The following is a 23,301-nucleotide window of genomic DNA, read 5'->3' as shown; positions in this document are numbered from 1 at the left end:
TGTAGTCACCCAGACTTTGACTTTCAGAGGAGTGTTTATGAAGATCCGTGTCGCTTTGTTCGTCGCCGTTACGCTTGCCATGGCTCTGTCCCAGACCGTCACCACCAAGAACGCCAACCCGCTGACCACGCACGTGCAGACCAACTCGACGCCGGGTTCGATCATGCCACCGCCGCTGTGCCCGAATGGCGATTGCGGAGATCGTGGAACGACTCAGGGCGTGAGAGCGATTGCGCAGCGCTAACCTTCTACGCCGAACGTAGTGTCCGGAGGCCCCGCTGATGAGTGGAGGAGCATTGCAAACCCTGTTGTTCCTCGCGGGCATCCTCCTTCAGGGTGTGCTGGTGGGCGTGCTTATGTGGCGGCGCGCCTTCCGCACCCATCCCGCCTTTTTTGGCTATATTGCAGTCTCCTGTATCACTGATGCGCTCTTGTTCGCGCTCCGCAGCAATGCTGTCATTTATCTCTGGCTGTATTACTTCGCGGATGTTCTGAAGTTTGGACTGATGGTGGCGGTTGGTGTGGAGGTTTTCTTTGGGTCCTTCGCCTCGCTACGAGTATTGTCGCGTCGTAACATTGCGGCGCTGGCTGCTGCAGTCAGTTGGGCGGTAGTCACCATTGCAGTGGTGACTTTCAATGTGGAGGTCTCCTATGTGGATCGCCTCGCGCGTGTCACCACCAGCATGGATCGGGCGATTACGCTGGTTCTCTTTGCGGTCTTTCTTTTCTTGATGCTATTTGCCTCCAACATCAATGCACCGTGGAGCCGGCGTACGAACGGAATTGGACTCGGCTTTCTTTTTTCGCTGCCGATTGACACCGTTGTTACCTGGTTGTACTCGTTCAACAACTCTACCGTGAATGCCCAGATGTGGGTGGTTTGGACCGGGCGCTTTTTCATCACCGAGTTCATCTGGCTGATTGTTTTTCTGCTGCCCGAGCAGGTGCGTTACCGCGGCACCATCGAGGACGTCCTGGCCCTCCAGCGAGAGATTCGCGACGGCAAGATCATTGCCGAGGTAGTGCAATCCGGCTTCGCCCAGGATGACGACGACCCGCACCGTTACTGGCTGGCGCGCAAGCCAGAAGGCACACACAGCAAGCCCGCTTCCGAAGAGAAATAAAACTCACACGCCTCGTCTGCCTGCCGTGGGATATGCTGGAAGCAGGCTGCCATGCATATACCGGACGGATATCTGAGCCCCTCGACCTGCGCCGTGCTTTACGCCGGGGCCGCCCCGTTCTGGTACGTTTCCTTGCGCAAAGTGCGCCGCGCGCTCAGCACGCGTCTGGTCCCATACCTCTCCGTATTTTCTGCGTTCTCCTTCGTGGTCATGATGTTCAATCTGCCCCTGCCCGGCGGTACCACGGGGCACGCCGTAGGCGTGGGACTGGCGGCGATTGCGCTCGGTCCCTGGGCCTCGATCCTCGCGATTTCCGTGGCGCTGTTCATCCAGGCGGTGTTCTTCAGCGACGGCGGCATAACGGCGCTCGGAGCCAACTGCTTCAACATGGCCGTGGTCGGCTCGCTGGTCGCGTGGGTGGTCTTCAAACTGATCTCCGGCGGCGCGCATAGCTCGCAGCGGCGCAAAGTGTTTGCGGCGGCTATTGCGGGCTACGCAGCCATTAATGCCTCGGCACTCTGCGCGGCCATCGAGTTCGGCATCCAGCCCACGTTTTTTCATGACGCCAGCGGCGCTCCACTCTACGCGCCGTATCCGCTCTCGGTTGCCGTGCCGGCCATGATGCTCGGCCACCTGACGATTGCCGGCGCCGCCGAGGCCATCCTGAGCGGCGGCGTGCTGGCCTACCTGCTCCGCAGCGAGTCTCCGTTGGTGGCCAGTCTGCTCAATTCCTCCGCGCCACTTGGGCCGGTCAATACCAAGAAGCTGTGGGTGCTGATCTGTGTTCTCATGCTGGCGACGCCCTTGGGAATTCTCGCTGCGGGCACTGCCTGGGGTGAGTGGAGCAGCGAGCAGATGCAGGATGCCGCCGAGCGCGCCCGGATTGCCGCGCAATCCATGGGGCAGCAACTTCCGCAGCAGGTGCCGCACGGCATGCAGCGGCTGGGTACGTTGTGGACCGCGCCCATGCCAGACTACGCGCCCGCATTTGTGCGCAGTGCGAATTTTGGCTACATGCTGTCGGCAATGTTCGGCGTCGGCCTGATCCTTGGCGCTGTTCTGCTGCTCGACCGGCTTTCTATGCGGCGCCCGGCACGCGCTGGCACCGGGTTCCTTGAGCGCAGCATCGTCGGCATTCGCGCCGCGCTGGAGCACGCGCTGTATTCGGAGGAGACGGCCAAACTCCGGGGCCTGTTGCAATCGATTGAAGCCCGCGCCAAGACCGTGGGAATTCTTGCGCTGGTGGTTACGACTGCGCTGGCGCACAACCTGCGGGCCATTGCCGTCTGCGGCGCGCTGGCACTGGCGCTGGCCCTCGCGTCGCGGATTTCACTCGCACAACTGCTGAGGCGCGTGTGGGTGCCTGTGCTGGCTTTTACGGCAGTTATTGCGCTGCCGGCTGTGTTCCTCACGCCGGGAACTCCGGCGTGGCATATGCCTGTGACCGGCTGGCAGGCCACGGAGCAGGGTATTCACTCGGCGTTGCTGTTGCTCTCCCGCGTGGAGACCGCCAGCACCCTGACCGTGCTGCTGGTAATGACGACGCCGTGGGTGCGCGTGCTGCGTGCGTTGCGCGCGCTGCATGTTCCTCTGGAAGTGGTGGTGGTGCTTGGCATGACCTACCGCTACATCTTTCTGCTGCTGGAAGCGGCGAATGAGATGCTGGAGGCGCGGCGCACGCGCACGGTCGGCGTGTTGCCTGCGGCGGAGCGCCGGCGCATGGCGGCGAGCGCCGCCGGAGTGCTACTGCAACGTACCTCCGAGCTGAGTAACGAGGTGCACATGGCCATGCTCGCGCGCGGATACCGCGGAGAGGTTCATGTGCTCGACGAGCAGGCGCTGCGCCTGCGGGATGGTATCTTCTTGCTGGCGGCGCTGCTGCTGGCGGCGGCCATTGCATGGATGGGAAGGTGAGCGTGCAGGAAGCGTTGTTTACAGTTCGCGAGGCGGGCTTCCGCTACGGCAGGATTGAGGCGCTGCGTGGCGTTTCACTGGAGGTCCGCGCCGGGGAGCACGTAAGCCTGCTGGGCGCCAACGGCAGCGGTAAAAGCACGCTGCTCAAGTTGCTTGCCGGGCTTTACTTTGCCAGCTCCGGAGAAGTCCTGTTCGGCGCGCAGAAGCTGACGCCGGAACTGTTTGAGCAGGAAGCCAGTGCGCTGGAGTTCCGCCGCCGCGTGGGCATGGTCTTTCAGAATCCCGACGTGCAACTGTTCAATCCCACGGTTTTTGAAGAGGTCGCGTTCGGCCCGCTGCAGATGGGGTGGGAGCCGGAGCGGGTGCGCCAGCAGGTGGAGCACGCCATGCAGTTCATGCAGGTGGAGCACCTGCGCGACCGCTCGCCGCACCGGCTCAGCGGCGGTGAAAGAAAGCGCGTGGCTATTGCCAGCGTCATGGCTGTGGAGCCCGAGGTGCTGCTGCTCGACGAGCCGACCGCTGCGCTCGATCCCCGTTCGCAATCGCGCATTATCGACCTGCTCTCCGAGTGGAAGAACGGTTCACGCACAGTGATTACCGCCACCCATCAGCTCGAACTGGTGGAGGAGATCTCGACGGTCTCGTTTGTCATGGAGGCCGGGCGCGTGGTCGCCAGCGGCCTGCCGCATGACATTCTGCACAATCAGGAACTGCTTGAGCGCTGCAACCTTGTGCACGCGCATCGCCACCACCACGGCAACATCGAGCACTCGCACCCTCACCTGCACGCACACGGCGCGCACGAGCACGAACACTAGCGCAGCCGCACTGTCCAGTTCCAAAGCATGAGAACGGGGCCCTCGCTTGGCGGAGACTCCCGCCTGTCTTTCCGTGCACAGAGACGCCTACCGCGCACCCAGCACGATCACATTGAAGTCCGCGTCGGCGGCGCCCGTGAGGTTGAAGCACGCGACCGTGAAGTGCTGATACGTCGCATCACGCACGCTGCACCAGTTGCTGGCGCTGCTGCCGCTGGCAATGGCCGAGACCGTTACGGCGGGCACGTCGGAAGATGCGAAGGCCGTGGCCATCGTCAGCGTGTAAAGGCCGGTCGATGTCCGGCTGCCGGTGAACGATGAGCCGGAGCAGGTGAGCGTGCTGCTGCTGCCGGTACAGCGCGTGCGGAGCATGCGCAGCGCTTCGTCGCCGATCTCCACGTTGCCCGTCGTGGTGATCTGCGCGAGCGGAATGCCGCCGGTAATCTTCGCGGCGGAGACGCTGGCAATCTGCGAATCGCTCAACGTGCCGGTGATCTTGGTGGCCGCAACATCATGCACCTTGGCGTCCGTGATGCCGCTGTTGGCGACCGCGATGGTTTGCGCGCCGGTGCTGCCGCCCACGGTCACCGAGCTGTCCGCGGCGCTGAGCGTGGTGGTCACGGCGGCGGAAGACTGCGCTGTACCGTCGCCAAACTTAAGCAGGCCGCCGTTTGAGAACTTCAGATTGCCGTTCACGGTGAGCCGCTCGCTCGGCGCCGTGGTTCCCAGGCCGAGCCTGCCTGTGGAATCCAGGTAGAACGACTGAGCCGCGTCGCCGTTCGGGCGCATTTGCAGCGAGAGTGCGTCAAACTTCAGCGGCTCGTACTTGGCCGCCGTGGAGTCCGTGACGTAAAAGATGCTGCCCGCGCCGGTGGAATCGTTGTCGAGATAATTCTGGAAGGTAAAACGCGCGCCGTTGATGCGCTGGAAGGTGGCGATGCCGGGCAGGTTGGTGGTCACGTGCAGGCCCGAGGTCGGCGACATTGTGTTGATGCCCAGCGCGCCGTTTGGCGCCTGGTAGAGAACGCTGCTGGTCATGTCTCCGGCCGTGCTCGTGAACAGTGGAATGAAGTTCACCCAGGCATTGGTGACACTCTGCGGCAGCGCGATCTGCGAGGTGGTAATGCCGGTAACGGGGCTGCTGGGGGCAACGGCTGAGGTTGCGGTTGCGGCACCGGGCGCAGCCAGTTGGAAGGCCGAGGGCGGCAGGCCTCCGAGCGTGGCGGCGTCGGCGGCCTTCAGCGCGTAGGGCACGCTTAGAAGCAGGATGCGTGGCTGCTCGGGTCCGTCGTTGTAACGGACGCCGAGCCAGCGCGCCTCGCCCGTGGAGAACATCTCCAGTGGAATGCCCTCGTCGTGGCGTTCCCCGAGCCGCACGTGGAAGTCTCCGCGCTCGCTGGCGGCAACCATGTGGACCTCGCTCCAAAGGGCGGCACCCCCTTCCTGCTGGCTGTAGAAGGTGAATGTGACCTGTGCGCCGGTTGTGCGCAGCTCGGCCGGCAGCGTGCCGCTGTAGCGGATCAGGAATGGAACGGGGGAAGGTGCGGCGGTTTGTGCAATAAGAATGGCGGGCAGAACCACGACAAGAGCCAGCGCCAGTCCGCACAGGAGATTGCCCTGACGAGTGCCCACTCGCATATCGTCTCCAGGAACAGTGCGTTTCAGTTGTGGCCGAAAACTCGCTGCATGATCCTGCAGGTGACTGCTTCAACGCGAATGAAACGAAGCGCGATTTATGGGGCCTGTTTCATTCTGAAACAGGCAGTTACCGGCTGCCACGGAGGAAGATGGTTACCTGAATCGTTTTGAGCACCACGAGGAGGTCCAGCAACGGAGAGGCATGTAGAACGTAATACAAATCGTACTCAAGCTTGCGGCGGGAGTCTGCCACCGAAGAGCCGTAACGGAAGTTGACCTGTGCCCATCCGGTAATGCCCGGCACCATGCTGTGGCGGAGATCGTAGAAGGGGAGTTCCTTGCGTAACTGATCCACAAAAGCAGGCTGCTCAGGCCGCGGCCCCACAAAACTCATCTCGCCAACCAGCACGTTAAAAATCTGGGGTAACTCATCCAGATGCGTGCGCCGCAGCCAGCGGCCCAGTCGTGTGATGCGCGGATCGTTCTCCTGCGCCCAGCGCGCCGCCGCGTCTCCGCCCGTTTGCATGGTGCGGAACTTGAGAATCGTGAAGGGAATGTTTCTCCATCCGATGCGGCGCTGGCGGAAAATCACCGGCCCGGGCGACTCAACACGTATGGCGAGCGCGACAGCGGCCATCACAGGTGCGGCCATCATCAACAGCAGTGCGGCCAGCAGCACGTCAAAGAGGCGCTTGAGCTTGCGCAGGAAGTGGCGGCGCAGCAGAGAGGAGTTCTCCGCCAGGCGCAGCCAGGAGTGACTGAGAAGTTCAAGCGGCACGCCCTGGGTCAGCTCCATCGCCACCTCCGGCCCCTGATGGAAGCCGATGCCGCTGAATTTGAGCTGTGTCAGCTCCGGTTCGGCTGCCGGTGGAATGGTGTCGGTGGCCAGCACCACCTCGCGTATGCCATGCCGTACCACAAGCTGCCTGAGCTCGGCGACCGAGCCAAGCACGGGCCCCTCGGCGCAGGCATCCTCCCCGGTGGAGACGAACCCGGTGAAGCGGTAGGGCGAGTCCGCGCGCTGCATCAGTTGGCGCAGCCGGTCGGCGCTTGGCCCCACGCCCACCACCACGGCGCTGTCGCGCGCTTGCAGCCGCGGATAGAGCGCGGCAAAACTCCGGCGCCACACTGCCAGTGCCACAAAGGCCAGCACCACGGCCTGCGGAGCCGCCAGCCGCTCCCACATTGCCCGCTGGAACCAGCTCAGCAGCGCGGCTGCCGAAAGCAGCAGCGAGCACACCAGCAGCAACCGCCCCAGCATCCGAGCCGGTTCGGTGAAGATCTCCAGGTCGTAGAGGTCGAGAACGTAAAGCATGGAGAGCAGCAGGAAAGCCAGCGGTCCGATTGCTCCCCAGGCGAGCCCGGTTGCTTGCCGGGAGGTCAGCGCGTGCGCCGCGGCAAAGCTGGCAAAGGCGATCAGCCAGTCTCCGAACCAGACGACGAGCTTGGCCTGAAACGATTGCCCGAGCGTGCGCGTGGTCATGGCCATGCCTCCTCAGTCCGCTTCCAGAGCGGGGTGAGCCGGAAGTTCGCCGGAGGGAGATTCCGGCGGTTGTTGAGCAGAGTTTCCCCGCTGCCGCAGGTGGTCGCGCGCGAAGTCGATGGAAGCTTTCAGCTCCGGCGAGCGCAGCATCCAGCAGGCGGCCAGGTAAAGCGCCGTGGCGGCCGCGGCCAGCAGGCTGAGCCGTAGCGCCTGTGCCGCCAGCGAGAGGCCGAAGGTTCCGCTCCCGAGCGCGTGCCCGGCCAGCAGGTGCAGCGAGACGGCGGTCAGCGCCGCAGCGGCGCTCATGCGCGCCAGCGAGGCCAGCAGCGGACGGATGCTGTGTCCGTGGTGCCGCCGATAGAGCCGCGCCAGCAGACCGCAGGCTCCAAAGGCCGCAGCCGCCGAGTTGCCCAGCGCGAGGCCTCCGTGGCTGAGCGGACCCACGAGCGCGAGGTTTAACGCCACATTGAGTGCCACAATCCAGAGGCCGTTGCGCAGCGGAGTCACCGCGTCATGCAGCGAGTAGAAGGCGCGGCCAAGGAAGTCCCGCCACACGAGGAACGGAATGCCGAGTGCATAGAAGTAGAGTGCGTAAGCCGTCAGATGCGTGTCGGAAGCGGTGAAGCGGCCGCGCTCGAAGAGCATGCGCGTGATGTCCGGCGCCAGCACCGCCACGTAGGCCATCATGGGCAGCGTGCAGAAGCCGATCAGCAGCAGCCCGCGCTCCAGGTACTTCCAGAACTCCTCCATGTCCTTGCGTGCGGCGTGCGTTGCCAGCTCGCTGTAAAGCACGTTGATGAGCGGTAGCCCGATGATGCCCTGCGAGAGACCCAGCGAACGCTCGGCGTAGTTCAAGGCGGAGATGCGTCCAGTGGCCAGACCCGAGGCGAGCACGCGGTTGACGATGAAGTTAAACTGCTCCGCCCCGACGCCGACCAGCACCGGCGGCACCATGCGCGCCGCTTGCCGCAGCCCCTTCAGCTTGAAGTCCGCCACCAGGCTGTAGCGGAAGCCCTCGCGCCAGAGCGCAGGCACCTGTACAAGGAATTGCCCGGCCATGGCCGCCACCGTGCCAATGGCGAGCCAGTTCACGCCGTATCGCGCAGCCACAAAGATGAACAGCATGGAGAGCAGGTTGAACGGAATGCCCACGGAGGCCGGAGCCAGAAACTTCTGCCGCGATTGCAGCAGACCCTTGGCCCATGCGGCAAAGCCCTGGAAAAAGAGCATGGGCAGCAGCAGCCGTGAGAGCGTGACGGCCATCCCCATCCGCTCGTGCGGAAAGCCCGGCACAATGCGCGGCACCCAGGCCGGTGCAAAGAGTACGCCGATGACGACCAGCACGAGGCTGGCAAGAAAGATGACGTGGAACAGCGTCCACACCAGCCGGTGGTAGTCCTCCTCCGACTGCTGGCGCGCGGCGGCAAAGACGGGAATCACCGCTGTCTCAATCGACATGTTGACCATGCCGAAGAGCAGGTAGGGCACGGTCATCGCTGCCAGGTAGGCATCCGTAGTGCCGCTGGCGCCAAAGCACGCGGCAAGGCTGGCTTCGCGTCCGAAGCCGAGCAGCTTGCTCACCACGCCGAGCAGTGCAATGATGCCGACCCACCGCAGAATCCTAAGCATGGCGCTCCTCCGTGGCGGAAGCGGAGGTGCGCGGCACATGTACAGTCAGAGGTTCCGGCATAGCGGAGCAAGGCTCGCCAGCAGATGCTGCATACTCAGGTGCGCGGAACAGGTAGCCATGCTTGCGGAAGTAGTACGCCAGCCCCTTGAAGTGCTCGCGCGTCGGGCGGCTCAGCAGGTGGCTCCAGCGACGCGTAATGCGTTGCTCGTGATGGATGATTTCGGAGCGCCCCTCGTAGAGCACGCGCCAGCCCGCGCGCCACATGCGCAGACACAGGTCCACGTCCTCGGGCGCGTAGAAGATGTTGGGGTCGTAGCCGCCAACCGCGCTTAGCGCTGCGCGGCGAATCATGTGGCAGGCGCTGATCAATGTGTCGACGTAGAGCGGGCCGCGGTGGTCCCATGCGCGCAGTTCATGCTGTTGCAGCGCGCGGTCGCGCAACCTGCCGGGCAACTGCCGCGCCAGCTTGCTCCAGAGCGTGGGGAAGCGCCCGCAGGTGAATTGCAGTGTGCCATCCGGTGCATGCAGCCGTGCGCCGCACAGGCCCACCTCGGGGTGCGCGTCCATGGTCTCGACCATCCGTTCGACCGCGCCCGGCAGAACCTCCGTGTCGGAATCGAGACACAGCAGGTAGTCGCCCGTGGCCATGGCGATGCCCTGGTTGCGTGCCGCGCCGGGGCCGAGGTTCGCGCGGTTGAAGATTGTCCGGATCGTGCCGTGGGCTTCCCATTCGCGCAGCATCTCCACCGAGCCGTCGCGTGTGGAGCCGTTGTCGATGACGATCACCTCGCGCGGCGCAACCGTGCATGGCTCCAGCGAACGCAGGCAGCGCGCCAGCAACTCCGCCGAATTCCAGTTAGGAATGACGATCGACAGTTTCATGCCGTGTGCCTGCGGGGCGCGCCACGCGCCGGTAGATGGCCTCCACGCGGTCAAGCTGCATGCGGCGTGAGAAGGTTGTTTCCGCCAGCGTCCATGCACTCAGCGCCAGCCTCTGGCGAAGCGCGGAGTCGGAGAGCAGGCGGAGCAGCGCCTCGGCCAGCGGATGCGGCTCGGGCTCCGAGAGGAGCGCGGCCGTGCCGAGCAGGTCGGCGATCTGGCACTGGCGGCTCACGACCAGGGGCTTGCCCGCCAGGCATGCTTCCAGCGCAACCAGCCCGAACATCTCAAAGCGGCTTGGCATGACGAATACATCGCTGTCGAGATAGGCCGACCACAATGGTGCGCCGTTCAGCGCGCCGGTGAACAGCGTTTCGCGCGCCACTGACAGCGTGGCGGCCAGGGAGCGCAGTTCGCTCTCCATGCCATCGTCCGGGCCGCAAATTACAAGCAGTGGACGCGGCTCCGGCAGCAGGGCCATCGCGCGCAGCAGAATGTCTACGCCCTTGCGGCGCTCCAGCCGCCCCACGAACAGCAGCACGCTGCGTTCGGGCGCAATGCCGTAACGTGAGCGGAACGCGCCGGGCGCGGGGAACTGCGCGCGCAACGCAAGGTTCACGCTGTTGGGCACCACGTGCAGACGGTCACTGGCCACCCCCATTTCAGAGAGCTTCATCGCCTCATCGCCCTGCAGGGCAATGGCCGCCGTCGCATCGCGCACAATCCTTCTGCCCCACAGCCGGTCGTAAATGCGCTTCCATGTGCAGGAGTTGTAGAAGGAGAGCACGTCGGTGGAACCGTGCGGCTGCACTACATAAGGAATGCCCCGTTGGCGTGCGGCATGCGCCAGCCTCAGCGCCATGTAGCTGCGGAACTCGTGCAGGTGCACCACGTCGAACGTGTCTAGTTCGCGACGGATCATCCCGCCCAGCTCGGACGTGTAGCTGGGGCCGAAGGTTCCGGGCCAGAAGGGAATGCAATGCGTGTCAAGCCAGCGCACACGCACACCGTTGTGCACCAGCTCCAGCGTGCCGGGTGCGATCTTGCCGCGCTGGTCGAGCCGGTTCGTGCACCAGACTTCCACCGCATGCCCGCGTGCAGCCATGCCCTCGGCAATCGTCTGCATCACGCGGGAGACACCGCCCAGCGTGACCGGGCCGCACGGGTAGCCTTCCGGTAGCGGGTAGCCGATGGCAGAGATCAGGATGCGCATGCGGACTCCTCTCCCAGCAGGTGACGCGCCAGCACGCGCATGGCGTCTGGCGGTGGTGTGCCGTAATAGCGTTCCCGCAGCGTGCGCACACTCATGCGCAATAACTCCGGTTCGGCCAGCCGTGCCGCCAGCTCTTCCGCAGTGATGAACCGCAGCGAGGCGGGCACCTCGCGATAGAAGGTGTGGCGCGGCCACTCGATGGAGTCGAACAGCAGCAGCGGCGTCTCGCTGGCGGCCAGTTCGCGCAGCACCGTGGAGAGCAGGCACACGGCCAGCTTCGCCCGCGCCAGCTCCGCCTCCAGCCCGGTGCGCGTGATGCGTATGCGGGCCAGCGCCGCGGGAAATTCCGCAAAGTAGCCGCGCAGGGCCGCCGGGTCCTCGTAGGGATGCAGCTTCAGCACGATTTCGTCGTAGGCGCCCTCCGGCACAGAGCGCGCAATGTATTCGGCCACCGTGCGGACGAACTCACGGCGGTTTTCCTGGTCGCGGCAGGAGCTGGAGACGAGCAGCAGGTTCCGCCGAGCAATACCGTCGCTGGAGGTTTCCGCCGGCACACACCCGTAGGCGACAACCTCACTGCACGGCAGCAGCGGAGCCAGCAGATCGCGGTCCCAGGCCCCGGCGGTGAGCACGGTCTCCGTGGCGCAGCGGAAGGGGATCATGTCCTGCACCATGCCGTTGACAAAGCCCGTGGTCGGAATGCCTGCGCGGCGGCAGTGCTCCACCAGCACCGAGAAGGCCCAGGCGTTGGCGTTATCGAAGAAGACGCGCGAAGGCCCGGCGCTCACCAGCGGTTTTGCCATCTCGTGCGCGGCGAAGGCGCCCGAAGCGTGTGCGGCCACAAAGCGCGCAAACTCCGGGGCGAACAATTCAAGGCAGTCATGGCCCTGCCAGAGGAAGAGTCCGTCAAAGGCTTTCTGCTGGGCGGCACGGCGGAACCATGCGGCGGCGCGCAGGGTGCGCCACGCCGCGCGCACAGAGGCCCTCGGCTTCAGCAGCCGCTCCATGTACGTCACACGCCAGGGCAGGGATGAATCGGCCAGTCCGCGGTTGCGGCGCAGTTGCGCCACCGGCCGCAGCACAGAAATTTCCCGCGAGGGGTTCTGGGACATCCGCCGGAAGAACGGCTCCAGGTTCTTCAGTCCGTGCTCGGAGCCGACAAACAGAGGCGCGTTCTTCGCCAGCGGGCGGCCCTTGCGCCATTGCATCCAGCGCGCCGCCAGCGGCGCAAACACCAGCTTGTAGCCAATGCCTTCGAGCGCCTCGCGCAGCAGCCTCACTCCTGCGGTGCCTGACGTACGCTGCTCGCCATGCACGTGGAGCGGCCCTGCGTAGAGCGCGCGCAGGTAGGGCGCCAGCGTTGCATCGCAGCAAACCTCCGTGGGTTGCAGCGCCTCAAGCGCGCCGGAGATTGCAGCCAGCGTGCGTCCCTTTTCCAGCACCACACGCGTCAGGAAGCTGAACTCTCCGAGTGCCGCCAGGTCCAGGCCGTCAACGGTGAAAACATCCTCGCCACCGGCCCGCTGATGCCAGGTGCGCGAGGCGGTGGCGAAGGCCTCAATGAGCCGGTGCTCAAAATCCTCTGCAAGATAGTGGTCGAGCGGCGTGCAGCCGGGAACGCTCTGCGCGCCCAGCACCACGCGGTGCACATCGTGCTGGCGCGGCGGAGCCATGCGCAGCGCGGCCTCGGCCGTAGCCGCAAACACGCCGACGACGCGCAGGCCCGAGGTCTCCGCGTGTGGCGCGGTGCGGGCGTTGGTGGCGGAGGCGCTCATGCGGCCTCCTCCCCGCGTGCGGTTGACACAATGCCCTCACCCAGCAGCGCCGCGCCCATCACGTAAATGTAGATCTGGAATTCCGTGTAAATCGTCAGGCTCATCAGCAGGAAGACCGTGAAGCTGAGCTTGAGCGCCGCGCTGAAGCCCGGCTCCAGGCTGCGTCCATAGACACGCCTGCGCGCCACCCACACGTACAGCGCCGCGAACGGAACCATGCTGGCGATGCCGCCGTTGGCCAGCAATTGCAGATAGAGGTTCTCCGCCGTCTGCGCCACCTCCAGCCCGCTGTAACGCACCGCCTCGTCCGGGAGGTTGCCCATGCCGACGCCGAAGACCGGGTTGTAGGTGAACAGTTCCCACGCGGCCCGCTGAATCGCCACCCGCATCTGGCCGGAGTCATCCTTGCTCCAGTTCTGGGTGAACAGGTTGCCCAGCTCCTCCACGCGCGTGGTCAGCGCCGGCAGTGCGTTCAGTGCCTGCAAAGCGGGCAGCGCCAGCAGCAGCAGCGCCACAAACACCACGGCCAGCTTGTGCCAGTTGGCGCGGTAGCGGTGCAGCACCAGGCCGGTTACCAGCATGGCCAGCACCCATGCGGTGCGTGAGTAGCTCATCACGATGGTCAGGTAGTTGAGCGTGAGCGCCAAGCCACCCATCATCAGCCGCAGGGTGTCCTTTGTCTGGTGGCTGCGGCGGAGAAACTCAAAGTTGATGGGTAACAGGCAGAGCAGGAACAGCGAATAGCTGGTGGGGTCGCCGACGGCTCCCAGCTTCAGGTCGAGCGTGCGGTCAATGTCGTTCTCGCGGTCCTTGAATAGGCGGCCTGTGTCGGAGCTGGCGCCGGCCGCCACGCCCAGCTCGCGCACCGGCTGGTCATCGCTCAAGCCGCGCTCCTGCAGAAACTCCGATGCCAGCTTGTACTGCGCCAGAAAGACCACGCAGCTTACCGCGCCGGATATCACCAGTGCCGCCAGCACGCGGCGCATCTCGCGCGGTGTCTCCACCAGCATGCTGCCCGCCATCAGCACCAGCAGAAACTGCGTCCAGCTCACCAGCATCGGCGCGTTGAACTCGTGCCCGCCAAAGGCGTAGGCCGCCGCCGAGCAGAACAGCCGCACCGCCAGCAGGCCCGCGCACAGCCACCACACTTCGCGCGGCACGCGCGCGCGCCCGGCAACCAGCAGCAGCGCACAGCCCGCCAGCAGCAGCGCTCCCACAATCTTCTGCACATTCCAGAAGTCGGTGATCCACAGGGCCATGCGGTAAGGCAGCAGCAGAATAAAGGCGTAGAAGACCCAACTCACCAGCGGCCTCAGGCGCGGACGTGGCACGGCGCCGCCAAGCGCCACGGAGCTCGAAATTGCGCCTGCGGCCATCCGCTACATCGCCTCCGTAACGCTGGTGCGCGGCCCGGGCGCTGGCAGGCGGAAGCTGCGTCCTTCAAAGTGCGCGATGGTGGCCGCCAGAATCTCGGCCTGTCGGGCCAGCCGGGCGCGGTCCGTGTAGTTGGTTTTGAACTGCAGAATGCGCGGCTGCACGCTCTCGGCCACCGGGCAAATGCCGCGCCGGTATGGCTGACGCACCGCAGTCTCCGGCGGGTAGAAGTCCTGTCCCTCGAAGGCCGGTTCCAGATACGTCAGCATCCAGGCGGCGTAGATGCCGTCACCGCCAAGCCCGCGGAAGGTCGTGCGAAAGTCCTGCCAGGTGAAGTCGATTTCCGGCGCCAGCATCACCGGGAAGGTCCAATAGCTGTGCACGTAGCCGTCGGGGACCTTCTGCGGCTGCAGCCAGGAGCAGCCATCCAGCGCCTGCTGCAGCACGCGCGCGCAGTGCTGCCGCTCGGCCACCAGTTCGTCCATGCGCTCCAGTTGGCCCAGCGCCACGGCGCAGCACAGCTCCGGCATGCGGTAGTTGAAGCCCATGGCCGCGTGCCGGCAGTAGTTGGGGGCCTGAATGGTGTCGCGCGTTATCTTGCCCTTGGAGGCGCCCACGGCGGCATAGCCAAGGCTGTTGAAGCGGCGCACCCGCTCGGCCAGTTCCTCGTCATTGGTCACCACCATGCCGCCTTCGCCGCTGGTGATGTGCTTGGAACTCTGGAAGCTGAAGCTGGACAGATCAGCCACGGTGCCCACGGTGCGTCCGTGGTTCAACCCAAGCAGACACTCGGCGTCATCCTCCACCACTTTCAATCCGTGGCGGCGCGCGATGTCCATGATGCGGTCAATGTCGGGCGAAAGCCCATAGAGCGCCACGGGCTCAATGGCCCGCGTGCGTGGTGTGATCAGCCGCTCGATGCAGTCAGGGTCCAAGGTGAGCGTCTCCGGGTCGATATCAGCAAAGACCGGCACGGCCCCGGCATGAAGCACGGCAAAGCTGGTGGAGGCCATGGTCAGCGGCGGCACAATCACCTCGTCGCCCGGGCCCACTCCGGCGGCCACCAGCGCCGCGTGCAGCGTGGCCGTCCCGTTGATGTGGCTGATGGCGTAGCGCACCCCGAGCTTTTCGGCAAAGCGCTGCTCCAGCCGCTGCATCATGCTGCTGGAGGCCGAATTGCGAAATCCGCCGTCCAGCACCTCGTTCACCAGTTGACGTTCCAACTCGCTGATGCGGTTCACGCTTTCCTCTCTCCTGCCGACTGGTCTTCGGCCGCTACGGCCGACCAGAAGGCCTCGTTCTTGCGGAATCCTTGATTGATTCGGGCCAGCTCGGGCCGTCGCCCGAGCAGAGCAAGTACCGCTTCCATGGCAAACGGTGCTCCCTGGTAAAGCTCGTCGTAAACGGCGCGCACGAATTCGAGGTCCTGCGGTGTGTCCACCGTCCAGCGCAGATGCGACAGGTCCTGCTCGCAGGCATAGTTCTTCAGGCGGAAGCGGTGCGGCTGCATCCAGAGAAAGGGCGTCACGTGCTCCCGGTGGCTGGGCTTGGTGGCCTCGCTCCAGGCCTGCTCCAACGCGCTGAACTTGAAGACCTCCACGTCGAGCCCGTCGGGATAGCTGGGCCGCAGGTGGTTGCTCACGTAGTCGTACGCACCGTGCGCCAGCGCAAACGTCCGTATGCCGCGCCGGATGATCGCCGGGTCCTTCAGCGGGTCGTCGGCGGTGATGCGCACAATGGCTTCCAGCTTGAAGTGGCGCGCCGCCTGGTAGTAGCGGTCGAGCACGTCGCAGGCGCTGCCGCGGAAGACCCTGGCGCCCCAGTCGATGGCGTAGCGCTCAACGGCGTCGTCTTCCGCCGCGGTGGTGGTGGCCACAATGATTTCGCCGCTCAGGTCGCAGGCGGCCACGCGCTCCAGCACATGGCCGAGCAGCGGCTTGCCCGCCAGCGGCATCAGGGTCTTGCCCGGCAGGCGGGTGGAGCCCATGCGGGCTTGTATGATGGTGCCCGTCCGAGGGGGGAGTCTGCGGTTCACCATGCCGTCCAGCCTCCGTCGATTGCGAGATTGGTGCCGGTGACGTAACTCGAGGCGTCCGATGCCAGATAGAGCAGAGCGCCCACGCACTCGCTGGCGTCACTCATGCGCCCCAGGGGAGAGAGGCGTGCAAAGTTTTCCGCAAAGCGCGGCTCGTGGTTCTGCCACACGCCGTGCGGTTGAATCGAATTGACTCGTATATTCTTCCCGGCCCAGTACGCGGCCAGGTAGCGCGTCAGGCTCCAGACGGCGCCCTTGCTGGCGGCGTAGACCGCCGGGCAGCCCATCCGGGTGCCACGGTAAAGCTCCTGGTTCGGCGCCACCATGGCGTAGGTCGAATTCAGGTTGATGATGCTGCCGCCGCGTCCGCTGGAGATCATCTGGTTGCCCGCCGCCTGGCAGCACAGATAAAGCGCGGTGACGTTGACGTTCATCACCGCCTCCCAGTCCTCCTGCGGAAACTGCTCAAAGCCTGCGAAGAAGTGCTTTGACTTGTACTGCGCGTTGTTCACCAGCACGTCAAGCTGGCCAAAGCGCCGCACCGTGCTTTCAACCACGGTGCGCACCTGCGCGGCGTCGGTGATATCGGCATGCAACGGCAACGACTCCCGCCCGCTTTCGCGGCAGACCTGCTGGCTGAGCAGACCGACAGCCTGCTCCTCGATATCCACCAGCACGGTGCGTGCTCCGGCCTTTGCGGCGGCCATGGCGAAGGCGCGGCCCAGCAGCCCGGCGGCGCCGGTAATGACCACCACGCGCCCGCTCAGGTCGAACAGACGGCTGGCCTCCAGCGGCACCGCGTGCGTTGGCTGGCTCATGCCGTGACCTCCGCCGTCTTTCCGGCGGCCAGCAATTCGGCAAAGCTGCGCGCGTAACGGACCAACTCGGCCAGTTCGTGCGGTTCCATGCTGCAGGCGTGGTCAGGGCCGTGCATGGACTTGTCCAGCGTGAAGTGTTTTTCCAGGATGCGCGCGCCGCGTGCGGCGGCCACCAGTGCGGCCTCCACACCCAGCGTGTGATCGCTGAACCCGGCATAGCGCGTAAAGTCGACGCGGTCGAACTCGAGTTCGCTCCACTTCGTCGGATACCGGGCCACGCAGTAGAGGAAGTCCACCGGGCCGCGCGAGTCGATGCGCGGGAAGGCCTCCTCGCCCCACATGCCGAGCGAGACAATCATCGGCTTGCCGGTTGCGGCGATGGCCTCGATCAGCTCGCGGTCGCGCACGCTGCGGCTGGCCACCTTGTAGCGCCGCATGCCCAGTTCCTCGCACCAGCCAAAACGCTCCAGGTCGAAGACGGAGGCGCAGAATTCGATGCCGGTCTTGCGGCATTCCTCGGCCAGCCGCCCCACCTGCTCGCGCGTCAGTTGCGCCTGCTTACCCTCGGCGTACCACTCAAACGTCTTCGGAAAAATCCGGTCCACGTCGTAGAGCTGGAACTTTGCGATATCGGCACCGTTCTGCCGGGCGGCGTGGATCATCTCCAGCGCCAGCCCCAGGTCTCCGTTGTGGTTCTGCCCAATCTCGGCAATGATCAGCATGTCGCCTCCCTGCATCTCTTCAGAATCTGTCTTCCGCGTTGCCCTGTATGCCTGCCCGGCGTCTGGCTGCGGAAGCCGCCTACCCGATGCCCATGGCCGGAGGCCGCGCTGCGGGCGGTATCTTCAGCCCGTTGCGCTGCTCCAGCATCCGCAGATATTGCTCGCCCCGCTCCAGATGGTTGGTCATGTTGCCGGCGTGGCGGCGGTAGCGGTAGAGCGGTAGCTCCACCCGCGCCGCCTGTGAGAAGCGCTGCTCGAAGCGCAGGCGCAGCTCGCGGTCTTCGTGCAGCAGAAACTTCTCGTCGTACAGCCCCAGCTCGATCAGGTTGTCCTTCTTGAACATCACGCCGCAGGCGATCGGGTCGTTGGCGGCGCTCTTGCGGGAGACCACTTCCTCGGCCTCGTTCACCACGTAGTAGTCGCAGGCCACCGCGTCGTAATGCGGGTTCAGCGACATGTAGAGATAGAGCGTCCGCACAAAGTCCTCGTGCACGTAGTCGTCGGCGTCCACCCGTACCACGTAGCGGCTCATGGCCGCGCGGATGCCCGCGTTGCACGCCGCCGGAAGCCCCTGCTGCTGTTCCAGTTGCACCACGCGGATCCACTCACCAAAGGTCTCCAGCACGCGCTCCGTGTTGTCCGTGCTGCCGTCGTCGACCACGACGATCTCCATGTCCGAGCGGGGAAACGTCTGGTCCAGCAGGCTGCGCAGACAGCGCCCGATGTAACGCTCGCAGTTGTGAACGGCGACCACCACTGTGACCTTCATTCTTCTTCCTCCCTCGCGCTGCGGCCGCCTGTCGCGTGCCGCTTGTGCATTTGCCTCGGTTACGCTTCGGCCGGTTCCTTGCCCGCCCGCCCGGTCTTCATCTCCGCCGCCACACGGCGCAGAGGGTGCGCTGCGGGCAGTCCATTCCACTGCTCGCGTGCAAAGATCGCGGCCACTGCCGCGGCCATCGTCGCCAGCCACACCAGCACCAGCACCAGCAGCCGGTGCGGTGTCGACTTCTTCTCTGGCGTCTCGCTCGGGTCCAGCACCTGCACGCCCGGCATCTCGCCCGCTTCCTGGATCTTGGCCATCTCGTACTGCTTGATGAGCGCCTCGTTGACGGCCTCCAGCACCTTGGCGCGGCGGTACAGCTCGGTATAGGTCACGGCCAGTTGCGGCAGTTTGCGGATGCTGGGGAACTGAGCATCGTCGGTTGCCGCGTCAGGTTTGGCATAGGGGTCCTCGCCGCCCATCTCGCGGATTTTGGCGCGCAACTCCGCCACCCGAGCCTGTGCCGCGCGCACCCGCACGTTGTCTGCGGTGTAGACCTGCTCCAGCCCGCGCAATTCGCTTTCGGCGGCAATGAGCTGCCCGCTCAGAATGGCCGCCGATTCCAGCATGGCCCGCGACTGCTGCGGAATGTCGATGGTGCCGTGTTTGGCGGAGAAGCGGCTCAGTTCTTCCGCCGCCGCAGCCAGTTGTTTCTGCACCTCCGCCAGCCGTCCTTCGATGAACATGCGCTGGCGGTGCGCGGTGCCCGTGTTCAGCGAGCGCGCCACATCGTTGACGGCCGCCACGTACTCGGCCGCCATCTGCCCGGCCCGCTGCGGGTCGCGGTCGGTGACGGTCAGGGTGATGACGCCGCTTTTGCGCTCCTCGTTGATGGCCGTGTTCTTGCGTAATGCCTGGCGCGCGTCCTCCATGTAGCGCTCGCCGTAGACGTGCCGCAGATCAAAGCGGCTGATCATGCGGTCCTGCACGCTGCGGCTCTGCAAAATGGCGACGTAGAGCGCGCCGGGGGTCTTCATGTTCAGGCTGTCAGCCAGGCTCATGCTGCGCGCCGCCATCTGCAGGGCGCTTGCCGCCGAAGTCACCGTTGGGTCCGGCGGCAGGATGCGCGTGGTGGCGTTGTAATGCTTGGGCAGCAGGAAGGCCAGCGCCAATCCCAGCGCCACGCCCAGCAGCGCGGCGCGTGCCAGCCAGCGTCGCTCGCGCCACAACTGCAGCAGCCTCCTGTAGCCCACGGGCGCAGTCTCACTCTCCTGCGCCAGCCGCTCCAGAGCTTCAGTCTCGGGGCTTTCCGGTTCATGCAGCCAGGGTTCGCTCACCGCTCTCTCCTAAAAGCTCAATGCCACGCGCGCCGCAATTGCCAGCGCGCTCATCACCTGTGCGGAATCCATCAGGTTTCGCCAGGCCGGGGTGCCGCCGACGACCTTGGCCGGCACCACAATGGAGTCGCCCGGCAGCACGCGCGCGTTCATCACGCCGCCGCTGAACAGTCCCGCTCCACGGCCCACCACCATGCCGTTGGCCCGCACCACAAAGATCGCCTTGCGGTTGGCCATCTCCATGGCGCCGCCCGCCCGCCTCAGGTACCAGCTCACATCGCGGCCCGGCACATAGCTGATGGCGGTCGGATTGAAGACCTGTCCACCCACCAGCACGTAAGCCGGTTGTTCGGGGATGCGTATGATGTCGCCGTTCTTCAGCTCCACGTCGGCCGCCGTGTTCTGCCAGCGCGGCAGCTCGTTGCTGATCTGCACCACCATGCGTCCGCTGACCGGCTGCTGCCGTAGTGTCTCCAGCAGGTGCTGTTGCTGCTGCCGCATGGCGGCCAGCGCCTGGCTGTCGGCCTTCGGGTCCATCCGTACGGTTGCCGAAGCCGTCTCCAATTGGGTCAGCAGTTCGGTGCGTGTTTTCTCGGCCAGCCGCTTCACTTCCACGCGCTCCAGCTGCGCGCCCTGCGCATAGGCCGTCGGACGCAGGCCTCCGGCGCGGGCGATCACCGAACTCAGCCGCTCGCCCTTCTGTATGCCGTAGGTTCCGGGGTAGAGCACTTCGCCGTTCAGCGTCACCGAGGCGCCAATGTCGTTCCATCCCGTCAGGGTGTGGATGGTCACCACGTCGCCCGGCTTCAATGTAGCGTTGGAGGCTGCCTCCCCGCGCATGGCCGCCACAAGGTCGAGGGCGCGCGGCTGAAGCTGCACTCGGCGTCCGTCTTCAATCGTGTAGCTGGTCAGGTCGGCGGTGCTGCGCAGCGCGCCGCGGCGGAAGCCTCCGGCCAGCCGCACCAGTTCGCTGACCGTCATCGTCTCGCTCATCGGGTATTCGCCCGGGCGCAACACTTCGCCATAGATGGCTACGCGCGGCACGTCGGCTTCGTAGCGCCCGAACAGGCGCAAGGTGTCGAATGGCTTCAGCTCAATTCGCCGGGCGCCCAGCACCTCGTCCAGCGTGAACTCCTCCACCACCGGGCGATAATCCGGCGGCGGCAGGTGCACCAGTTCGACGTGCTCGGCAGGCTCCGGCAGCAGGTCCTTGCGCGCAATCAGCTCACCCACCGTCATGCCCTCGTGATACGGATAGCGGCCCTCGCGGAAGACGTGTCCGCTGAGCCAGACCCCGGCCTCGTTGTAGGGCGCAATCGGTGCGACCGTCACGCGGTCGCCATCAGCCACTGCCAGCCGCGCCAGCGCCGAGTGCAGCGTCTCCGGCGTGCTGCCTGCTTCCACGCCCACGCTCAGCATCGAGTGCCGCTGGTGGGCCTCGGTGCGCTCTACGGAAATCTTCTGGATGTTGGCGATGTTGCGCAGCCCTCCGGCCAGCTCCACCACCTGCGCCAGTTGCGTCTCCTCGCGGAGCTCATAGATGGCCGGGCGCTTGACCATGCCTGCAACCGTTACCTGCGGCCCGGCCAGTGGAACCTGCAGGGTGTCTCCCGCCTCCAGCCGCGCCGAGTCACCGCGCACACCGGTCAGCAGCAGTTCGTAGAGGTCGATCTCCGCCACCAGTTGGTGTCCGCGCAGGTGGCGCACCCGCCGCAGCGAGCCGCGATTGGTCGGGCCTCCGGCGGCCACCAGCGCAGTCAACGCCGTTGAGGCCGAACTGACGTCGTAGGCGCCGGGCCGCAACACTTCGCCCACCACGTAGACGCGCACGCTGCGCAGCCGCGCCAGCGAAAGCTCCGCGTGCAGGCTGCGGAACTGGCGGGCCAGCGCCGCCTCCACCAGCTTCTGCGCATCGCTCAGCGTCTTTCCGGCCACCACCACGGTTCCAATCTCGGGCAGCGCAATGCGTCCCTGGTGGTCCACCGTGCGCGTCAGCCGCTGGGAGACGCCGCCCCACAGGTCCACGGTCAGCGTGTCGCCCGGCCCCAGAACGTAGCCACCGTCAATGGGCAGGTCGGAACTCGGCTCCGGCGCCAGCGACCGCAGCGCGTTGGGCGCAGCGTCAGGTGCGGGGAGCGGCTGTGTCGCGGCCGTCGGTTGCGAGGCTTGCGCCCCCAGCGATGAGCCTCTGCCGGAAGTTGCCGTTGCCGAATTGCCTCTGCGTGTGGCTCGCCCGCTCAGACCTTCCGAATACGGGTTCTGTTGCGGGGGCTGCGCGCCGGAGGGCGTTTGGTCTTCGATTGCCTGCGGCCGGAACAGTTCCAGACCGAAGCGTGTGGGCTCTTCCTGCGGCGTCTGCAACTGCATGTAAAGCTCGCGCAGGGCGGGCAGGTTCGCGTAAGGGTTGGGGCGCTCCACGGTGCGCGGCTCATCGCCGGCCGGCCGCTTCTGGGTTTGTGGCAAACGCGTTCGCTGGGTGCCGCGCGTCTGCGGAGCGTTGCGCCGGTCTCCTGATTGGGTGCGCGGGTCGCGCTGGCGCAGACGTTGTTGCAAGCTTCGCTCGTCGTCGATGCCGGTTTGCGGCTTCAGGCTGTTGGGAGAAACCAGCCGTCCGTCGTCTGCCGACTGGGGCGGAAGAAACTGGTTGCCCGCATCTTCTTCGTCGCTGAACTCATCGAGCGTTTCCTGCGAGATGACGATTTTGGGTGCCTGCGTGGAAGGCGCCAGCGCCGGAGTCTGCGGCACGTCCAGCGTGTTGCTTTCCTCGTTGTCGCGGGGCTTGTCCGTGCTCTCCTGCGCGCTTGCCGCACAACTCCACAGACACAGCGTGATGAGCGCCGTCAGTGCCAATGTGTAATGGATGCGATGTGCCGCCATGTTCGACCGTGCTCTCCTGCCAGAGAATCAGCCTTGCCTTGCCCAACTGCGATTGCCCGACTTAACAGAGTGTTTCGGTTTCCGGGGGAGGGGAGAATTCCTCGGCGGGGCCCAGGGCGCGCAGCCATAGCTCACTCTGGCTCGTGCGAAGCTGCTCGGCCATGCCGTCCCAATTGCGCCCGAAGAGGCTGCCAAGGGTGAGCTGTGCCGCGACGGTGCCCACCATGCCGAGCGTGGCGCTGCTGGCATCGACGGGGCAGATCCGCCCCTGCTGCGCGCAGCGGTCAAAGTAGGCGCTCACCTGGTCGAAGATGCTGCCGAAGTGCTCGCGATAGAGCGGCTCCACCCGCGGCAGCTCCAGCGCGCCCACCGAGAGCAGCCGCAGTAACTCCGGGTCCTGGGTAAAGGTCTCCACGAGGAAATCCACCAGCATCGGCACCACCCGCGCCGGAGATTGGTCGCTGGCCAGACATCGCTGTAATTCACGGTTCAGCTTCACCCCGCGCAGGCGCGACTCTACCGCCGCCTCGAACAGATCTGTCTTGGTTGGGAAGTAGCGAAACAGAGTGGCTTCATTGACTTGCGCAATGTGCGCGATCTCGCGGGTGGCGGTGTTGTGGTAGCCCTGGCGCGCGAACAGGCGCACCGCCGCCTCCACAATCCGCACTTCCGTGATGCTGTTGCCGAGCGTCATCGAGCATTCCCTCGCGTCGTACACGGACCCGGGCACCTTGCTGTTTTTCCGAAATATCTCCCCTGGGGGTGGAAGAACCTGCCGCGCTGCCCGGTGGTAGGGGGACTTGCTGCCGGGGAGCAGGCGCGGTCAATCTAACATCGTTTAAGGGCTGGTCAATTGCCCTTGCCCGCTGCATGGCCATCCATGCATGCACTTGCACGCCACGCG

At 65.4% G+C, this 23,301-nt stretch carries 19 protein-coding genes; 4 read left to right on the top strand and 15 right to left on the bottom strand.

Annotated elements, in window-relative coordinates:
- Positions 1 to 37: 37 nt before the first annotated feature.
- Genes AC6IZO_RS08320 through AC6IZO_RS08305 form a run of 4 tightly spaced genes read left to right on the top strand, consistent with a single transcriptional unit; the run spans position 38 to position 3,856 of the window.
- Positions 38 to 244 carry a hypothetical protein gene (locus AC6IZO_RS08320; protein WP_497809871.1) on the top strand — a complete coding sequence of 69 codons (207 nt, stop codon included), beginning with the start codon at positions 38 to 40 and terminating at the stop codon, positions 242 to 244.
- A 37-nt stretch (positions 245 to 281) separates the two neighbouring features.
- Positions 282 to 1,124 carry a hypothetical protein gene (locus tag AC6IZO_RS08315; protein WP_497809869.1) on the top strand — a complete coding sequence of 281 codons (843 nt, stop codon included), beginning with the start codon at positions 282 to 284 and terminating at the stop codon, positions 1,122 to 1,124.
- 51 nt (positions 1,125 to 1,175) lie between these two features.
- Positions 1,176 to 3,038, top strand: coding sequence for a cobalt transporter CbiM (cbiM, locus tag AC6IZO_RS08310; protein ID WP_497809867.1), 1,863 nt, complete (start codon positions 1,176 to 1,178; stop codon positions 3,036 to 3,038).
- Complete coding sequence (locus AC6IZO_RS08305) at positions 3,035 to 3,856, top strand: energy-coupling factor ABC transporter ATP-binding protein (RefSeq protein ID WP_497809865.1); 822 nt, start codon at positions 3,035 to 3,037, stop codon at positions 3,854 to 3,856. The genes cbiM and AC6IZO_RS08305 overlap by 4 nt, the downstream gene beginning before the upstream one ends.
- Before the next feature lie 87 nt (positions 3,857 to 3,943).
- Here AC6IZO_RS08305 and AC6IZO_RS08300 read toward each other — a convergent pair whose 3' ends face one another.
- From AC6IZO_RS08300 to AC6IZO_RS08230, 15 genes are all read right to left on the bottom strand, one after another.
- Positions 3,944 to 5,494: a DUF8740 domain-containing protein gene (locus AC6IZO_RS08300; RefSeq protein WP_497809863.1), complete on the bottom strand. Its 1,551-nt coding sequence runs from the start codon at positions 5,492 to 5,494 to the stop codon at positions 3,944 to 3,946.
- Between the two features lie 127 nt (positions 5,495 to 5,621).
- Positions 5,622 to 6,977, bottom strand: a complete 1,356-nt coding sequence (locus tag AC6IZO_RS08295) for an exopolysaccharide biosynthesis polyprenyl glycosylphosphotransferase (RefSeq protein WP_497809861.1) — start codon at positions 6,975 to 6,977, stop codon at positions 5,622 to 5,624.
- Positions 6,978 to 6,989: 12 nt separating this feature from the next.
- A complete protein-coding gene (murJ, locus tag AC6IZO_RS08290; RefSeq protein WP_497809859.1) occupies positions 6,990 to 8,606 on the bottom strand; it encodes a murein biosynthesis integral membrane protein MurJ in 1,617 nt (538 codons plus the stop codon).
- Positions 8,599 to 9,489: a glycosyltransferase family 2 protein gene (locus AC6IZO_RS08285; RefSeq protein WP_497809857.1), complete on the bottom strand. Its 891-nt coding sequence runs from the start codon at positions 9,487 to 9,489 to the stop codon at positions 8,599 to 8,601. The genes murJ and AC6IZO_RS08285 overlap by 8 nt, the downstream gene beginning before the upstream one ends.
- On the bottom strand, positions 9,464 to 10,699 hold the full coding sequence (locus tag AC6IZO_RS08280; protein ID WP_497809855.1) for a glycosyltransferase: 1,236 nt from the start codon (positions 10,697 to 10,699) through the stop codon (positions 9,464 to 9,466). Before AC6IZO_RS08280 ends, AC6IZO_RS08285 begins: the two co-directional genes overlap by 26 nt.
- Complete coding sequence (locus tag AC6IZO_RS08275) at positions 10,687 to 12,474, bottom strand: hypothetical protein (RefSeq protein ID WP_497809853.1); 1,788 nt, start codon at positions 12,472 to 12,474, stop codon at positions 10,687 to 10,689. Before AC6IZO_RS08275 ends, AC6IZO_RS08280 begins: the two co-directional genes overlap by 13 nt.
- Positions 12,471 to 13,850, bottom strand: a complete 1,380-nt coding sequence (locus AC6IZO_RS08270) for an O-antigen ligase family protein (RefSeq protein ID WP_497809851.1) — start codon at positions 13,848 to 13,850, stop codon at positions 12,471 to 12,473. The genes AC6IZO_RS08275 and AC6IZO_RS08270 overlap by 4 nt, the downstream gene beginning before the upstream one ends.
- Before the next feature lie 3 nt (positions 13,851 to 13,853).
- The gene (locus AC6IZO_RS08265; protein ID WP_497809849.1) at positions 13,854 to 15,089 is read right to left on the bottom strand and encodes a DegT/DnrJ/EryC1/StrS family aminotransferase; all 1,236 of its coding nucleotides are present in this window, start codon (positions 15,087 to 15,089) and stop codon (positions 13,854 to 13,856) included.
- Entirely contained in the window at positions 15,086 to 15,886 is an 801-nt protein-coding gene (locus AC6IZO_RS08260) for a cytidylyltransferase domain-containing protein (RefSeq protein WP_497809847.1), read from the bottom strand. Before AC6IZO_RS08260 ends, AC6IZO_RS08265 begins: the two co-directional genes overlap by 4 nt.
- Entirely contained in the window at positions 15,880 to 16,701 is an 822-nt protein-coding gene (locus tag AC6IZO_RS08255) for an SDR family oxidoreductase (protein WP_497809845.1), read from the bottom strand. The genes AC6IZO_RS08260 and AC6IZO_RS08255 overlap by 7 nt, the downstream gene beginning before the upstream one ends.
- Positions 16,698 to 17,423 carry an N-acetylneuraminate synthase family protein gene (locus AC6IZO_RS08250; protein ID WP_497809843.1) on the bottom strand — a complete coding sequence of 242 codons (726 nt, stop codon included), beginning with the start codon at positions 17,421 to 17,423 and terminating at the stop codon, positions 16,698 to 16,700. The genes AC6IZO_RS08255 and AC6IZO_RS08250 overlap by 4 nt, the downstream gene beginning before the upstream one ends.
- Positions 17,424 to 17,502: 79 nt before the next feature.
- Positions 17,503 to 18,192 carry a glycosyltransferase family 2 protein gene (locus AC6IZO_RS08245; RefSeq protein ID WP_497809841.1) on the bottom strand — a complete coding sequence of 230 codons (690 nt, stop codon included), beginning with the start codon at positions 18,190 to 18,192 and terminating at the stop codon, positions 17,503 to 17,505.
- A gap of 59 nt (positions 18,193 to 18,251) precedes the next feature.
- Complete coding sequence (locus AC6IZO_RS08240) at positions 18,252 to 19,520, bottom strand: GumC family protein (RefSeq protein WP_497809839.1); 1,269 nt, start codon at positions 19,518 to 19,520, stop codon at positions 18,252 to 18,254.
- A 9-nt stretch (positions 19,521 to 19,529) separates the two neighbouring features.
- A complete protein-coding gene (locus AC6IZO_RS08235; RefSeq protein WP_497809837.1) occupies positions 19,530 to 22,397 on the bottom strand; it encodes an SLBB domain-containing protein in 2,868 nt (955 codons plus the stop codon).
- Between the two features lie 61 nt (positions 22,398 to 22,458).
- Complete coding sequence (locus tag AC6IZO_RS08230) at positions 22,459 to 23,091, bottom strand: TetR/AcrR family transcriptional regulator (RefSeq protein ID WP_497809835.1); 633 nt, start codon at positions 23,089 to 23,091, stop codon at positions 22,459 to 22,461.
- Positions 23,092 to 23,301 lie beyond the last annotated feature (210 nt).

Source organism: Oryzophilus luti, from assembly GCF_059726245.1.
The sequence above is the reverse complement of the archived record's forward strand: the minus strand, read 5'-3'. Positions and strand labels throughout refer to the sequence as shown.